The following is a 15,598-nucleotide window of genomic DNA, read 5'->3' as shown; positions in this document are numbered from 1 at the left end:
GCCAGCCCCGGCGGGGGCAGTCTTGATATCGGTCATGGTTCAGCTTCCTCCCAAAAGCCGGATGATGAACGCGTCTGCCCTCCTTCAGACACACAATGTTACGCATGGATCAGCGGGAGTCTCAACGGGAGAAATTCCTTATCCCTCTAAACGAAATATTTGATGTGAGTTCGAGCCCGCGTGCAAATCGTGAAAGTGGCTGAATTTTAAAAAATAAATCTCTCAAGAAGTGTATTTGAACCGTCCATGACACAGAATTTCTCCTGTGCCACGGGGCACTGCACCGCCTGTATCGGGGCTTTCCGCAAGAGCGTTAAAGGTCAGACCGGCCGGTGCTCACTGCAAGAGCGTTTATTCGGCCGCCGGTTTGGTCTGCTCGGCCGCTGCGGCGGCGGCGGCGGCGGAGGTGAGCGTTTCCTTCTGCTTCTCGTCCATCTGGGACATGTCGGGCAATTGCACGCGCACCTCCTTGCGCGCGAACTGAATGCCGTTTTCGTCAAACACCTGCTGCACGCGCTTGTAGATTTCCTTGCGCACGCCGAACTGCTTGCCGGGCTTGGTGGTGAACTTGCCGCGCACAACAATGCCGACATCGTCCACATCCGCCACGCCCTGCCCCTTGAACGGCGCTAGAATGTCGTCTTTGTATTCGTCCATCTGCATGATGTCCTGGCCGATCCGCTTGAACAGTTTGCGCACCTTCTCCACATCCGTGTCGAAGGGCACCGTGAATTTCAGCTTCATGATCACCCAGTCGCGGGACAGGTTGGTGAGTTTGGGGATCTGGCCATAGGGCACGATATGGACGGCCCCTCTGGTGCCGCGCAGCTGCAGGGAGCGGATCGAGATTTTCTCGATGCTCCCCTGGGCATCTCCCGTGTCGACAAATTCCCCAAGCCGGAAGGCATCATCCATCAGGAAGAAAACCCCGGACACAACATCCTGCACCAGGGTCTGGGCGCCGAAGCCGACGGCAAGACCGATGACGCCGGCCCCGGCCAGAAGCGGCGTGATGTTGACCCCGAGCTGGGACAGCGCCAGAAGGACCGTCAGAGTGAGGATGGTGATCTGAAGGACCACCCGCAAGAGCGGCAGGATTGTTGCCATGCGCGATTTGCCGGCCCCGCCCATTTCCGCATCATCATCCTGATTTTCCGCTGGCGGTGAATCCTTGGCCAGTTGATGGGACACCCACAGATTGGTCACCTCCCAGGCCAGATACCCGGCGGCCAGGATCAGCAGGAATATGACACTGTCGCGGGCGACGGCCGATCCGTCATTGGCACCAAGCGCCAAAAGGTTCAGCCCGTAGATGCGCCCGACCATCAGGATCAGGAATGCCAGAAGGGCGACCCGGGCGATCCGCACATAGCTGTGCCGGGTCTGCAGATGCGCAGCTTCGGCTACCGGTCCGTCCCCCTGCATCGGGGGCACGATATGGGAGACAATGCCCCTGACCATTGTGTCCAGAAACGGTGCGAACACCACAAGCGCGATCACGGCCAGGGACCGCCCGGCGGTCAAGGCGTCGCTGCCCATGCTGGTCGCCGCCTGAACCAGAACCCAGTTGAAAATGATGAAGGCCATGGAAAAATACGGCCAGAACCGGGCCATGCGCTCCAGACCCGAAGTCGGGTCTTCATCATCTCCCAAAATGATGCTGGTGAGGCCGTGCCGGGCCTTCCAGACAATGGAGACAATCCATGCGTTGACCGCAAAACCGACAAAGAAACGGAAGGTCCCGGCGACGTTCTCGTCCGCCCCGTGCAGAATGTTGCGCAGGAAAAAGGCAACACCGACCACAGTGAAGAGCGTCGTGAAATTGTGATAGAGCGCCCGTGCGGTTGCATCATCTGCCGTTACAAGCCGCAATTCGCGGCGGTTGGGCGCCAGCGCAAACCGGAGCAGAGCCGCCACCAGCCGCGGGATGAACACGATCCAGAAGACTGCTTGCAGGGCAAAGCTGCGCGCCACAGGATCGGCTATGGCAGTCCGCCCGGCAATGACCGCCACTACGACAAAAACGACCAGTCCGCCAAGGTCAAGCCCGGCCCGGGTCGACACCAGTTTGACCGTTTCAAAAAGGCTTTCGGGGGACTTATCGCGGATCTTGCCGCGCAAGGTGGCAGTGAAGCGGTTCATCGCAAACTCGGCTGCAAACCCGGCGATCAGAATGATGGCAATGCCGATGAGCAGCACATGCAGAGGACCTGCGACCTCACCGGAGACCAGGGCGGTCAGGCTTGCCGCGATGCTGGAAAAGAGCTCGGGCAGGTTTTGAAAATGGTTGCTCACCATGGCCGCGAAGTCATTGGCCATCGTCTGCAGCTGCTGCAGCAGGCTGGGCCTCTGGCTCGCTGCCGGGGCTGCCTGCGCCTTGGTGGCGGCGCTTTGCTGGAGCAGGGTCATCAGATCGGTTAGCGCCTCGACCTGATCCGGGTCCAGATCGGAGACCAGCTTGTGCATCGCGTCGCTCTGAAGGGCAGGAGGCAGATCCCCCTGGGTGTCCTGAGCAAAGGCGGTTGGTTGAAAAAGGCTGAAGATTGCGAAAAAGAAGCTGATTGCACAGAGATGGATGGACTTGCGTAACACAACGCGCATGGAGCTGCCCCCGACGGCTTTTTTGAAATTGCCCCAAAATAGACTCGTCCACGCCGCAAAATCTACCAATAATCCGCTGCGTAATTTGCAAATTTCAGAAACTACGAACTGGCAGAAGAAGCCCCCCTTGCGATAAATACCGGTGCAGTCCAAGGGCGGCGCTTGATCCCGGCCGCGTATGCGTCTACCTCCCTAACAGATCAATTTTCGTAAGCAGGACTGGATGACCACACTCCCTACAAGCGCAAATGTCGCCCCCGGGCCAGCCTGGGCTTTTTTCAGCCCCTTCGGGCGCATGGGCCGTCAGCCCTATTGGCTTTGCTTTGCCTTTATCTGCCTGGTTATGTCGCTTCTCCTCAGGCTCTGGATGCTGTCCCTTCCAGCCCAGCCCACCAGGGAGGAAATGACCCTGGCGGCCTTTCTGTCCTCCAACCCGCTGATTCCGTTTGTTCTGCTCACCCTGAACTGGATTGAGATTGCCATGGTGATCAAGCGCCTTCAGGATCTGGGCCGCAGCGGCTTCTGGGCGCTTTTGATTTTCCTGCCTTTCGTCAACCTGCTGATGTTCTTTCTGCTCGGCTTTGTGCCAAGCCAGGACAAGCCGAACCGCAGCGGACCGATGCCCAACAGCTACTGGCGCAAGTCCTGACCCCTTCCGTCCTCCCTGCCCGCAACTCTCCTTTGAAACCGAGTTCCCCTCTGATGTCTTCTGCCGTCTCCATCGCCCAGGATCTGATCCGCTGCCCCTCTGTCACTCCTGCCGAAGGGGGGGCCCTTGCCACGCTGGAAACGCTTCTGGCCAAGGCCGGGTTCTCGGTCTCAAGGGTCACATTTCAGGACAAGGACACGCCGGACGTGGAGAACCTGTTCGCAACGATCGGCTCGGGCGCACCGCATTTCGTCTTCGCCGGGCACACGGATGTTGTTCCGGCCGGAGCGGAAAGCGACTGGCGCCATGGCCCGTTTGCGGGCGAAATAGCCGACGGTTACCTGTTTGGCCGCGGGGCGGTCGACATGAAAGGCGGCATTGCCGCCTTTGCCGCAGCGGCGCTGGATTTCATCGGCGCACACGGACCTGATTTTGGCGGCACGATTTCCTTTTTGATCACCGGTGATGAAGAAGGGCCCGCCGTCAACGGCACTGTGAAACTGCTGGATTGGGCAAAGGCGCAGGGCCACAGATTCGATGCCTGTATCGTCGGCGAGCCAACAAATGTGGACACGCTGGGCGACACGATCAAGATCGGCCGCCGCGGCTCCCTGTCAGGCATTGTCATGGTGACCGGCGTTCAGGGCCATGTGGCCTATCCCCATCTGGCCGACAACCCGGTGCCGGGCCTGCTGCGCCTCCTGAGCGCGCTGGATGGTCTGGAGCTGGACAAGGGCAATGCGCGGTTTGAACCGTCCAATCTGGAGATCGTGACGGTGGATGTTGGCAATCCAGCCTTCAATGTTACCCCGGCCCGGGCCGAAGCCCGGTTCAACATCCGCTACAACGATGAATGGACCCTGGAGAGCCTGAAGGCCCGGATCACCGAAACCCTGGAGGCGGTAGACATGGGCAACCTGAGCCGGGAAATCACCTTCCGGCCGGATGCCAGCGAATCGTTTCTGACCCGCGACGATACGCTGATCGGCACCTTGAGTGCGGCGGTCGCCGCCGAAACGGGCCGGACACCCGCCCTGACAACCGGGGGCGGCACCTCTGACGCCCGGTTTATCAAGACTTATTGTCCGGTTGTTGAGTTCGGACTTGTGGGGCAGACCATGCACAAGGTTGATGAATGCACCCAGATCGTGGATCTTGAACGGCTGACGGCCATCTACACCCGTTTTCTGGCCGGATATTTTGGGCACGAGTCAGGAGCGGCTTGACGTTGATCACCATGACGGAAATCCGGGCGGCGCTGGACGGCTCCTGGCTATTGCTGCGCAACAGGCCGGAAGGCATGGCGTTTTTCGACCAGTCCATTCATGGGTTCTGGCGCTCGTTTCAGGTCGTGTTCCTGCTGATCCCGTTTTTCCTGCTGGCGGGCCTGTCCGAACGTCAGATCTATTTTCTGGAAAATCTGTTTCATCCGGAAGGGTTCCCCAACCGGGCCTTCTGGAGCGCCCAGGCGTTCGGGCTTGGGGTCGACTGGATTGCCCTGCCCCTGATTATGGCAGCGCTAGCCTCCCCCATCGGGATTTCGCACCGCTATGTGCCCTTCATCGTGGTCCGCAACTGGACCAGCCTGCTGGCATCCATTCCGTTCACGATCAATTACATCCTGTTCCTGCTCGGCATCATTCCGACAGGGATTGCGCTGCTGCTGTCGCTGACCTGTGTCGTGGTCGTGCTCTGGTACCGTTTTCTGGTGGCCAGGATTGCCCTTCAGGCCACCGTCAGCCTGGCGATTGGGGTTGTCGTCCTCGACATTCTGCTGTCGCTGGTGATTGCCGAAATCGTCGAGATCCTTTGGCTCAGATAAAACCCCCGCCTTTCGGAAAGACGGGGGTTGAAAGAGACGATCCGCCCGCTCAGTCGCGCAGAAGCTCGTTGATCCCGGTCTTGGACCGGGTCTTTTCGTCAACGGTCTTCACGATCACCGCGCAATAAAGGTTCGGGGCCGCCTCGCCGTTGCCCATGGTGCTGGAAGTCGGCATGGACCCGGCCACGACCACCGAATAGGGCGGAATTTCGCCATAGGTGATTTCGCCGGTCATCCGGTTCACGATCCGGGTCGACTGGCCGATATAAACGCCCATGCCCAGCACGGACCCTTCGCGCACGATACAGCCTTCCACCACTTCGGAGCGGGCACCGATGAAACAATTGTCCTCGATGATGACAGGACCGGCCTGAAGCGGTTCCAGAACCCCGCCGATGCCGACGCCCCCGGACAGGTGCACATTCTTGCCGATCTGAGCGCAGGAGCCGACGGTCGCCCAGGTATCGACCATGGTGCCCTCATCCACATAGGCGCCGAGATTGACGAAAGACGGCATCAGGACAACGCCCTTGCCGATAAAAGCGGAGCGGCGCACGGTGCAGTTCGGCACGGCCCGGAACCCGGCCTTTTCAAAATCCGTCCCGCCCCAGCTGTCGAATTTGGACGGCACCTTGTCCCACCACACGGCAGCGCCAGGGCCACCTTTGATGACTTCCATGGCGTTGAGGCGGAAGGACAGCAGAACCGCTTTTTTGGCCCACTGGTTCACGAGCCAGTCCCCGTCCTTTTTCTCCGCAACACGCAATTCGCCACGGTCCATGCTGTTCAGCGTGGCTTCCACCGCATCACGGACCTCGCCGGTGGTCGAGGTGTCGATGGACGCGCGGTCTTCAAAGGCGGCGTCGATGATCGCAGACAAGGCGGCAAAATCTTGAGGCATGGCTCGAAGGTCTCCAGACAGGAACAAATCGTGCGCGGACCTAAGCCGCCGCACCTTGCCATGTCAAGCGTCCTGCGCCCCCCGTCCGGCCCCTTGCGCCCCGGCTCCTTGCCCGCCTGCTGGCCAGCCGCCGCCCCTCCCGGCCCTTCCGGCCTGTGCGCCCTTGCCCGGTTCCGGCCCGGGCGGCCGCCCGGTTGAGCAAAAATAACCGAACCCTTGCAGTTTCAGTTAGTTTTTGTCGGCCTAGCCTGACCTAAGATGAGTGGAAATCAACTGAACTCAAAGGTGCCCCCGTGGAACTGTGGATCCCGATCACGATTTTTGCGGCCTTTTGCCAGAACCTGCGCACGGCAATGCAAAAGCATCTGAAGGGCAGGCTCGGCACGACCGGGGCCACCTTTGTCCGCTTCGGCTACGGTGTGCCGTTTGCGCTCGCCTATGCGGCCGTTCTGCACCTTGTTTTCAAGGCCCCTGTTCCAGACCTGACCCCGACCCTGATGATCGCAGGTGCGCTCGGCGGGCTGGCGCAGATCATGGCCACCTTTCTGCTCATCTATCTGTTTTCCTTACGTAACTTTGCGGTCGGCACGGCCTATTCCAAGACAGAACCCATCCAGGCGGCCCTGTTCGGGCTGGTGGTGCTGGGAGAACATGTGACCTGGGGCGCCGCTATCTGCATCATGGTGGGCATTTCCGGGGTGGTTGTCATTTCACTCGCCCGGGTGCCCCTGACCTTTGCTGGCGTGCGCGCGTCTCTCTTCGGGCGCCCGGCCCTGATCGGTCTTGCGTCCGCCGCCCTCTTTGGTGCGTCTGCAGTGGCCTACAGAACCGCGTCGCTGTCGCTGCAAGGCACGCCGGTGCCCATGCAGGCGGCCACTGCCCTGGTCTATGCCACCCTGTTTCAGACCTTGATCATGACGCTCTACATGCTGTGGCGCGAGCCCGGAGAGTTGCGTGCCAGCCTCAAAGCGTGGCGGGCTGCTGTCTGGGTCGGTGCCTCTGGTGTGGCCGGGTCCGCTGGCTGGTTCACCGCCATGACCTTGCAAAATGTTGCCTATGTCCGGGCCCTGGCCCAGATCGAACTGGTTTTCACCTTCCTGGCCTCCTGGCTGGTGTTCAAGGAAGTGATCACACGGTCTGAGATCGCAGGCTGCCTGCTGATCATTGCAGCGGTGATCGGGGTCATTCTGTCACACTAGTCACCCCGATCTGAAGTTCGTCTCACTTTCCAGCATGTTCCGGCCGAGTTCAGCTTCATGAGGATCACTAGCAAGTCTATGTTCATAGTGTGGTTTTCGGAACTGAAATACGCCACGGCGCGCTGCACAAATCAGGCGTATTTCAAGTCCACCACACTAGGGCTGCCCGGCGGTGCCTTCCAGCCAGTCGCGGAAGGCGGCGACGGGCCGGGCAAGGGTGCGGGCCGGAGAGCGGACGAACCAGTAGCCGGTATCCAGTTCCAGCACCGGCCAGTCCGGGGCAACAAGATGGCCCGCTTCCAGCTCCTGAGAAATGAAGCGCCTGTCGATGGCGATCGCACCCATGCCTGCAATCGCCGCCTGGATGGCCAGGTCCCGGCTTTGCAGAACCGTGCCGGAATTAATGTCCGGATGACTGAGGCCGGACGCCTCCAGCCACTGCATCCAGTCGGCCCGCCGGGCGGCGCTGTGCAGCAACGGCAGCGTTTCCAGAACCTCCGGATCCGGAGGCTTGGCGCCCTGAAGCAGACCGGGCGCCATGGCAACCGCCAGATGTTCCCTCCAGAGCAGATGGGCTTCGATCCCGGACCAGTTGCCGGTGCCCAGCCGGATGGCACAATCATAATTTTCCCAGTCCAGATCGATCACCCTTGTGGAGGTGGACAACAACAGCTCCACATCCGGCTGGTGCGCCTGAAAGTCGGGCAGACGCGGGATCAGCCAGCGGGTGGCAAAAGTGGTGACCGTGCTGATCCTGAGTTCCGTACGGCCCCGCCGCCGGAAACTGTCAACCGCCTCGTCAATCCGGTCAAAGGCGTCGCCCAGGCTAAGAGCCAGCCGCTGACCCTCGTCGGTCAGGGTCAGGCCGCGCCCGTCCCGGTTGACCAGCGTTGCGCCCAATTCGCTTTCCAGTTTGCGCATGAGATGGGACAGCGCGGACGGAGACACGCCCAGTTTTTCAGCCGCAAGAGCTGCCCGGCCGTGACGGGCGAGGAGAGAAAAAGCATGAAGCGCGCGCAGGGAAGCCATGAAGAACCGGATCTTTATTGAGTTTTGCTCAATTTAACCGAGTTTCATGCGAATAAGAACCGGTTTGATCCCTTCTTTGCCGAAGGGCAGGCGATGAGGCCTTTTGATATCTGCAAACGGCTGCGCACATCCAATAAGATCGTGATGTCCGAAGAATTGGCGGTCTGAAAATCCCTCAGGCGAGACCGGGCAACAGCACCTTGAGACTGCCGGTCATCATCTCCATGGCGATGGCGGCCAGGATCATGCCCATCAGGCGGCTCATGACGCTGTTGGCGGTTTGCCCCAGGAACCGCGACAGGAAGGGGGCTGCAAAAAATGTCGCGACCAGAACCGCAATGGCTGCGGCCACAGCTGCAACATAGGCCACTTCCTGCTCAAAGGAACTCACTTGCCCCCGGAAGATGATCATCGTGGAAATGGACCCTGGGCCGAGCAGCACCGGAACGGTGAGCGGATAAATCGCCGGATTGTCCTGCGCCTGCATATGCTCCTTTTCGGTTTCCGAGCCATGATGGGTTTCCGTCTTCTGCCCCCGGATGAGATCCAGGGCAATCAGAAGGATCAGAAATCCGCCCGCGAGGCGGAAGGCATCCAGGCTGATGCCGAAGATCTTCAGGATAATATCACCGGTCAGGCCGATCACCACTGAGCCGATGGTCAGGCTGATCAGGAGCGTGAAGGCAACCTTGCGCTCAAAAGCCGGACCCCGGTCAGAGGTCAGGGCCAGGAATACAGGCAAATTGGCAATAGGGCTCATGATCGCGAACAGCGCCGCGAAGGTTTTCAGGAACAAGGCCTGATCCATGACTGCCGCCCTTCCCCTTTTGGCCGCCTTTTGACCGCCTTTTGACCGCCTTTTGGCCGCCTTCAGCCAGCTGCACCCAGTCGGCGGTGGTCAGACCTTGCCGGCCAGTCTGGCCTGTTTGCTGAATTTCTTGACCACCCTGTCGCGTTTCAGCTTCGACAGATAGTCAATGAACAATTTCCCGTTCAGGTGGTCAAGCTCGTGCTGGATACAGGTGGCCAGCAAGCCGTCCGCCTTGATTTCCCGTTCGGCGCCCTCCCGGTCAAGAAACTGCACCGTCACTTCCGCAGGCCGTTCCACATCCTCATAGTAATCTGGAATGGACAGGCAGCCTTCCTGATACACGGACAGATCTTCACTTGACCAGACGATTTCCGGATTGATGAAGACCATGGGCTCCTTGGGCGCATCTTCCTTGGCCACATCCAGCACGAACAGACGCTGCAAAATGCCGATCTGGCTTGCAGCCAGACCGATGCCCGGCGCCGCATACATGGTTTCCAGCATGTCGTCGGCCAGAGCGCGGACGTCGTCAGTGACGGTTTCCACCGGCGCGCAGACCTCGCGCAGCACCGGGTCGGGAATGGTGATAATGGGGCGTTTTGTCATGCGCCTGACATAGGCAATCGCGCCGCGCCGGTCAACGCGCAATTCACGCCTCTCCAAAGGCCTGGCCCAAGCGTTTTCAACGGTTCTGACCGGTAGGGCGGATAGGAGCATCAGCCGAATCGTTCTATGTTTGTTTCATGAACGAGATCCTGTTTGAGTTGAATGGCCGTCCGGTGACAGGGCTGGAAGCAGCCCTTGCCGGTGGTTTCTGTCTGCTGGTGCTGATTGTCTGGCTTGTCTTGCGCACCATGCGCCAGATCCGCCTGCGCGCGGAAGACGACAGCGCGGCGGCAGAGCGCATCCACGAGCTGGAAAGCCACCTGTCCCAATTGCTGAAATCGCAAGGGGAAATGACCGGCCGCATGCAGACCATGGCGGAGGTGTTCGGCACCCGCCAGTCGGACATGATGCGCGCGGTCAATGAGCGCCTGGACGGCATGGGCCACAAGCTGGGCCTGTCCATGGCCGACACCACCAAGAAAACCCAGGACGGGCTCCGCCACCTGCATGAACGCCTTGCAGTGATCGACCGGGCGCAGCGTACCATTACGGACCTTTCCGGTCAGGTGGGCCAGCTTCAGGCCATTCTCGCCAACAAACAGACGCGCGGCGCTTTTGGCCAGGGGCGGATGGAAGCGATCATTCAGGACCAGATGGCACCGAGCACCTATTCCTTCCAGAGCCTTCTGTCCAACAATAGTCGTCCGGACTGTCTGATCCATATGCCGAACGGTGCGCCCCCGCTTGCCGTTGACGCGAAATTTCCGCTGGAAGCGTTCAACCTGCTGCGCGAGGCGGAGACCGACGATCAGCTGAGGGTGGCGCAGGCCCAGTTCCGTAAGGATTTCACCAAACACATACAGGATATCAGCGAAAAGTATCTGCTGCCCGGAGAAACCCAGGACACGGCATTCCTGTTTGTGCCGTCAGAAAGCATTTTTGCCGAGGTGAATGAGCGGTTCGAGGATCTGGTGCAACGCGCGCACCGGGCCCGGGTCGTGATCGTCTCCCCGTCCCTGTTGATGCTGTCTATCCAGGTGATTCAGTCGGTTCTGCGCGATGCCAAGATGCGGGAACAGGCACACCTGATCCAGGCGGAGGTCGGCCATCTGATCACCGATGTCGGACGGCTGAATGAACGGGTCGGCAAGTTGCAATCCCATTTTGCCCAGGCGAACAAGGATATCGACCAGATCCTTATTTCAACGGACAAGATCACCAAGCGCAGCCGCAAGATCGAAGACCTTGAACTGGGAGAGGCAGAGCCAGCCCGGCAGGAGGTGTCCGATCCGGAGCCTGAGCTGTCATTGTCGCAAAAAGCCTGAACAGATCCACCACGCCGCCGGGCAGCTGCCGGCTGGCCCAATAGAGTGCCGCGCTCCGCCGGATCTGCATTTCGCGGCCTGACATCAGAGATTTCAACGCAAAAGACAAACGGTTTGACCGCATTTGAACGCGACACGCACTAACGGCGTGCCGAATGGTCCTGTGTCGGCAGATGGCGGGCGCTGGTGATCTGGCCCCATTCCCTGGCCGCAATACGCTCAATCGCCCGGTCGAGGGGCTCGGAAGCGACGGTCATGGTGAAACCATTGGCATGAAGCAGCCGGTTCGGACCGGTGACAATGCCCACATGCCCTTTCCAGAACACCAGATCCCCGCGCAGGAAAGTGCTCGGATCCTCATGCGGAATTTCCGCGCCTGCAGCCGCTTCCTGCATATCGCTGTCGCGGGGGATGTCATACCCTCCCGCTTGGGCAGCCAGCTGGACAAGCGCAGAGCAATCAAGCCCCGTGCTGGTGCGCCCGCCCCACAGATAGGGGGTGCCGGTAAATTCCTCCGCCACCGCCACCCAGTCGCCTGCATATGTCTCCAGCGGCACCAGATGTTTGGCGGCAACGGCCGTGCCGTCGCTCAGCAGGGCATAGGTCAGGCCGCGGGTTTCAGTCGTGCCGGTAACGTTCACCTGCGCGCCGATGGACAGGCAGCCAAGTGGCGGAAATTTCAGGTCCGGCCCAGGATAACAAAAGGTCCGCAGCGCCCGGACCCGGTGGGAGGCCGGGTTGACCGGGCCGAGCCCGTCGGACGAAAACCAGCCGACATAGCCATCGGTGTCGAGTTGCCCCCAGGCCCAGCCTTCCGCAGTCTGTTCATAGACCGTGACCCATTCCCCGCGCAAAGCCTGGCTGTCGATGGACCAGTCCGGCCGGGGCTCCGGCCGGATGTCCAGATGATCGGCAGTGACCTGAAACACTTCACCATCGGCAAAGCGGGACGCCTCCACCCTGCCCTCATAGTCACGGGCGGCAAGGTCCGGACGGACCGGATGCAAACGTCGGTCAAAAGGCTGGCTCATGGGAGGGCACCGGGTCACGGGGTGAAAGGCTGAGACCACTCTTACCCGATAGCAATCTATCTGATGAGGGTGGCATGAGGCCCTGCGTTCAAAAGGGTATTCCTTAGCGCGGCAGATCTTTGGCCTTGTCTACCACGAGGTCGCCCAATTGCTCCAGATAAAGTGCGCCGGCGACGGTTCGGGTAATAATCACGTTGCGTTTGTCGGCCTCATCCCGCTTGCGTGATAACAGCCGCATGCCGCCCAGCGTGTCCAGCGCCCGGGTGATGGCAGGTTTGGTCACATTGAGCTTGGCCGCAAGCCCGCGCACAGTATGAGGCGGTGGCTCCAGATAGACAGTCAGCAGGATCGTTATCTGGCGCGCGGACAAATCCTGTTCGCTGTCGCGAACCAGCGCCAGATTAACTTCATGCAGCAATTTCAGCGCCTGAGAGGCGCGTATGTCGACAGCCATGGTGTTGCCGGTTTCTCGGTTTCATTCCCGGCCATCGAAACACAAAAACGTTTCGGACCCGTTATCTTACGTTCAAATAGCGTTCCGAGATCATATCGAACAGGCAGCGGATGCCCTGAGCCTCTCCGCCCGCCGGTTTTCCGGGCCGGTCAGACGGCGTCCAGCCGTAAATATCGAAATGCACCCAGCTGTCTGTCTTTTCGACAAAACGGGACAGGAACAGCGCCGCCGTGATGGAGCCGGCAAAGCCGGTGCCGGACGTGTTGATGTGGTTGATGTCTGCCACCTTGCTGTCGAGATACTTCATGTAAGGTTGCCAGAGCGGCATCCGCCACAGCGGATCGGCGGACGCTTCCGCCATGACGGCAATGTCTTCGGCGAGGACCTCGTCATCGGTGTAGAAGGGCGGAAGATCCGGCCCGAGCGCGACCCGGGCGGCACCGGTCAGGGTGGCCATATCCACCAGAAGGTCCGGTGCCTCTTCATCCGCCAGCGCCAGGGCATCTCCCAGGATCAGGCGGCCTTCCGCGTCCGTATTGCCGATTTCAACAGTCAATCCCTTGCGGCTTGGCAGAATGTCACCGGGACGGAAGGCACTGCCGGCCACCGAATTTTCAACGCAGGGAATGATCACCCGCAACCGGACAGGAAGGTTTGCCGCCATGATCATGCTGGCAAGGCCAAGCACATTTGCCGCCCCGCCCATGTCCTTCTTCATGAGGGACATGGAGCCGCCCGGCTTCAGGTTGAGGCCGCCCGTATCGAAAATGACGCCTTTGCCCACCAGTGTGACTTTGGGATGACCCGCATCCCCCCAGCAGAAATCGGCCAGACGCGGGGCCCGGGAGCTGGCCCGGCCAACCGCATGCACCATGGGGAAATTCTCCGTGAGGAGATCCTCCCCCACAACAATGCGCCCGGTGCCGCCGTGTGCCTGGAACAGCGCCTCAACGGCGGCGGCAAGCTCTTCCGGCCCAAGATCATTTGCCGGTGTGTTGATCAGGTCGCGAGCCAGTTTTACCCCATCCAGGATCGTGCCGATCCGTTCAAGGTCCACCTCTTCGCCCACTCCGAGCCGCCGGGCCTTGCCGGATTGCGCCAGATAGCGCTCGAACCGGTAGGATGAAAGAGCAAACCCGAGCGCGGCCTGTTCGGGATCGGGAAAGCCATCTGCCAGCACATAGTCGCCTTCCGGAAGGCTGCTGACGCAGGCGCCAAGCGCAAACGGATGCGCGAGGCCGGTCTCTTCTACACCGAAAAGGACTACGGCCCCATTGTCCTCTCCGTTTGGCACCAGAAGATGGGACGAGGGTTTTGCCGAATACCCGTAGGCCTCACACCAGCTGCGCGCTGCCGTGCCCAAACCGGCAAGAACCGTTTCAAGGGTGGCCTCGCGCACCGCGATGATGGAGGTGGCATCCGGCAGGCCGGTGTTGCGGAGAAGGATGTTGCGCACTGTTGAGGCTCCGTTGGCTGGGCTGATCTGGTTCGGTCAGATCAACAGGTAAGCCCCCTAGCCCGAAGACGCAATATTCCAGCCAATGCTCTGATCAATCTTGCAAATCGCGACGGAACTTAACCAAGCATTAGGGTTAATTATCTATTTCTCTAAGGGAACCCGAAAAGTGCGGGCAACAAGGAAGTTGACAATGCAAGCGCCCAGGACCGGCTCCGCGCCACGCCAAACCAAGACACGTGTCTCCGTTCTAATAGCCGTGAGTGTGCTCGCGCTGATGACCGCTGGCTGTGCGTCGAACAAGGCCAATACGGGAACGCATTCCCCCACTTCCGGTGTCCATTCCGTAGCGCCCGGTTCCAGCCAGGCCCGCGCCGAAGTGGCCAAGTGGGCCAAGCGCTATGAAAAGGACCGCCAGAACCGCACCTCCCTTCTTGGCTATGCCAATGCGCTCAGCCAGAATGGCCAGATCCAGCAGGCCATGGCGGTGCTGCGCGCTGGTGTGATTGCCCATCAAAACGACCGCGAAATCGCCTCGGCCTATGGCAAGATCCTGGCCATGAATGGCCGCTTTGAAGAAGCACTCAATGTTATTCAGGGCGCCCAGCGCCCGGATATGCCGGACTGGAAACTGATGTCGGCCGAAGCGGCCATCTATGACCAGACGGGCAATCAACAGAAGGCCCGCAGCCTCTACAAGCAGGCTCTCAAGATCGCTCCGGACGATCCGAGCCTGCTCAACAATTTGGGCCTTTCCTATCTGCTGTCCAACGAACTGCCGGATGCCGAATACACGCTGCGCCGTGCCGCCAGCCTGCCCGGAGCGGACAGCCGCGTACGTCAGAACCTCGCCCTGGTTCTTGGGGTGCAGGGCAAGTTTGACGAAGCCATTCAGGTGGCCCAGGCTGAGCTGGACCCGCGCCAGGCCGAAGCCAACATCGCTTACCTGCGCCACATGATGCAAAAACGCGCCCGGAGCTAGTGTGGTGGAATTGAACAACGCCTCATTTACGCAGCGCGCGCCGGAGCATATTTCAGATCCGAAAACCACATTAAAAACATAAACTTGCTAGTCACCCTCTTGAATCTGAAGTTCGTTCGGAGCGTGCCGCGAAATGTGACGAACTTCAGATTCCGGTGACTAGGTGGCGGTGGTTTCGCGAGCCCGACAAACGCCTTCCTGCACGTTTCAATGCCCTCAGAAGCACTTTCCGCGAGAACGTCTGCGGGCCGGAGAGGCCTCGGGAGAACTCATGAAGACTGTCCCCAAACCGGGGAACTTCCAATGATCTTCGACAGCAGACAGGGGCCTGGGCTCCTATGAAAGCTCTCCAAGGCAAGAGGTATTTCCTCAAGCAGAAACCGGTTTGCTTTTCCTTGTCCGCTCCTTGACAAAACGAAACCCAGGCGCGCGCTGGCGAAGCCTGTTTTCCTGGAAAGACCTGCTGGACGGGTCGGCTGGCGCTTTGAAACCCTCAAACACCAAAAGGCAAGGTCATCCATATCCAAGTTCAAGGGCGCAAGGGCTGAAGCGTCGAAATTGCTAAAGACGCCCCCCTCACCCTGTTCCACCAGACCATCAGAACAGTCTTGAGCGTACATCACACGATCCAGGATTTGCCTGTCACTGCCGCACGCCTCTCACCAAACACGCCTCAATTGGATGGTCTTTTGCGGTTCGCCGGCAAGAAGAGGCCCGCAGGCCGGCCGGGCA

The 15,598-nt window shown here is 60.1% G+C and carries 14 protein-coding genes; 6 read left to right on the top strand and 8 right to left on the bottom strand.

Annotation, left to right across the window (positions count from 1 at the left end):
• Positions 1 to 351 precede the first annotated feature (351 nt).
• Positions 352 to 2,601, bottom strand: a complete 2,250-nt coding sequence (locus ACXAIC_RS21500; protein ID WP_475185354.1) for a mechanosensitive ion channel family protein — start codon at positions 2,599 to 2,601, stop codon at positions 352 to 354.
• A 223-nt stretch (positions 2,602 to 2,824) separates the two neighbouring features.
• Between ACXAIC_RS21500 and ACXAIC_RS21495 the strand changes: the two genes are divergently transcribed.
• From ACXAIC_RS21495 to ACXAIC_RS21485, 3 genes are read left to right on the top strand one after another with little or no spacing between them, the layout of a single operon-like run.
• Entirely contained in the window at positions 2,825 to 3,250 is a 426-nt protein-coding gene (locus ACXAIC_RS21495) for a DUF805 domain-containing protein (RefSeq protein WP_475185350.1), read from the top strand.
• Positions 3,251 to 3,303: 53 nt separating this feature from the next.
• The gene (gene dapE, locus ACXAIC_RS21490) at positions 3,304 to 4,476 is read left to right on the top strand and encodes a succinyl-diaminopimelate desuccinylase (protein ID WP_475185347.1); all 1,173 of its coding nucleotides are present in this window, start codon (positions 3,304 to 3,306) and stop codon (positions 4,474 to 4,476) included.
• Positions 4,473 to 5,072: a hypothetical protein gene (locus ACXAIC_RS21485; protein WP_475185346.1), complete on the top strand. Its 600-nt coding sequence runs from the start codon at positions 4,473 to 4,475 to the stop codon at positions 5,070 to 5,072. Before dapE ends, ACXAIC_RS21485 begins: the two co-directional genes overlap by 4 nt.
• A gap of 49 nt (positions 5,073 to 5,121) precedes the next feature.
• On the opposite strand, the gene dapD is transcribed toward ACXAIC_RS21485, so the two are convergent.
• Positions 5,122 to 5,973: a 2,3,4,5-tetrahydropyridine-2,6-dicarboxylate N-succinyltransferase gene (gene dapD, locus ACXAIC_RS21480; protein WP_475185341.1), complete on the bottom strand. Its 852-nt coding sequence runs from the start codon at positions 5,971 to 5,973 to the stop codon at positions 5,122 to 5,124.
• 293 nt (positions 5,974 to 6,266) lie between these two features.
• Between dapD and ACXAIC_RS21475 the strand changes: the two genes are divergently transcribed.
• On the top strand, positions 6,267 to 7,172 hold the full coding sequence (locus ACXAIC_RS21475; RefSeq protein WP_475185339.1) for a DMT family transporter: 906 nt from the start codon (positions 6,267 to 6,269) through the stop codon (positions 7,170 to 7,172).
• 156 nt (positions 7,173 to 7,328) lie between these two features.
• On the opposite strand, the gene ACXAIC_RS21470 is transcribed toward ACXAIC_RS21475, so the two are convergent.
• From ACXAIC_RS21470 to def, 3 genes are all read right to left on the bottom strand, one after another.
• On the bottom strand, positions 7,329 to 8,201 hold the full coding sequence (locus tag ACXAIC_RS21470; RefSeq protein ID WP_475185337.1) for a LysR substrate-binding domain-containing protein: 873 nt from the start codon (positions 8,199 to 8,201) through the stop codon (positions 7,329 to 7,331).
• Between the two features lie 175 nt (positions 8,202 to 8,376).
• Positions 8,377 to 9,009 carry a MarC family protein gene (locus ACXAIC_RS21465; RefSeq protein ID WP_475185333.1) on the bottom strand — a complete coding sequence of 211 codons (633 nt, stop codon included), beginning with the start codon at positions 9,007 to 9,009 and terminating at the stop codon, positions 8,377 to 8,379.
• A 90-nt stretch (positions 9,010 to 9,099) separates the two neighbouring features.
• Positions 9,100 to 9,618, bottom strand: a complete 519-nt coding sequence (def, locus tag ACXAIC_RS21460) for a peptide deformylase (RefSeq protein ID WP_475185408.1) — start codon at positions 9,616 to 9,618, stop codon at positions 9,100 to 9,102.
• A gap of 137 nt (positions 9,619 to 9,755) precedes the next feature.
• On the opposite strand from def, the gene ACXAIC_RS21455 reads away from it, so the two are divergent.
• A complete protein-coding gene (locus tag ACXAIC_RS21455) occupies positions 9,756 to 10,943 on the top strand; it encodes a DNA recombination protein RmuC (RefSeq protein ID WP_475185328.1) in 1,188 nt (395 codons plus the stop codon).
• A 140-nt stretch (positions 10,944 to 11,083) separates the two neighbouring features.
• Here ACXAIC_RS21455 and ACXAIC_RS21450 read toward each other — a convergent pair whose 3' ends face one another.
• The 3 genes from ACXAIC_RS21450 to ACXAIC_RS21440 all read right to left on the bottom strand — a co-directional run bounded on the left by ACXAIC_RS21450 (position 11,084) and on the right by ACXAIC_RS21440 (position 13,884).
• Complete coding sequence (locus ACXAIC_RS21450) at positions 11,084 to 11,974, bottom strand: C40 family peptidase (RefSeq protein ID WP_475185324.1); 891 nt, start codon at positions 11,972 to 11,974, stop codon at positions 11,084 to 11,086.
• A 103-nt stretch (positions 11,975 to 12,077) separates the two neighbouring features.
• Positions 12,078 to 12,428 carry a MarR family transcriptional regulator gene (locus ACXAIC_RS21445; protein WP_475185322.1) on the bottom strand — a complete coding sequence of 117 codons (351 nt, stop codon included), beginning with the start codon at positions 12,426 to 12,428 and terminating at the stop codon, positions 12,078 to 12,080.
• Between the two features lie 61 nt (positions 12,429 to 12,489).
• Positions 12,490 to 13,884, bottom strand: a complete 1,395-nt coding sequence (locus ACXAIC_RS21440; protein ID WP_475185319.1) for a leucyl aminopeptidase family protein — start codon at positions 13,882 to 13,884, stop codon at positions 12,490 to 12,492.
• A gap of 193 nt (positions 13,885 to 14,077) precedes the next feature.
• Between ACXAIC_RS21440 and ACXAIC_RS21435 the strand changes: the two genes are divergently transcribed.
• On the top strand, positions 14,078 to 14,866 hold the full coding sequence (locus ACXAIC_RS21435; protein WP_475185317.1) for a tetratricopeptide repeat protein: 789 nt from the start codon (positions 14,078 to 14,080) through the stop codon (positions 14,864 to 14,866).
• Positions 14,867 to 15,598 lie beyond the last annotated feature (732 nt).

The organism is Roseibium sp. AWQ4_254, from assembly GCF_056161025.1.
This window is presented reverse-complemented; position numbering and strand designations above follow the sequence as displayed.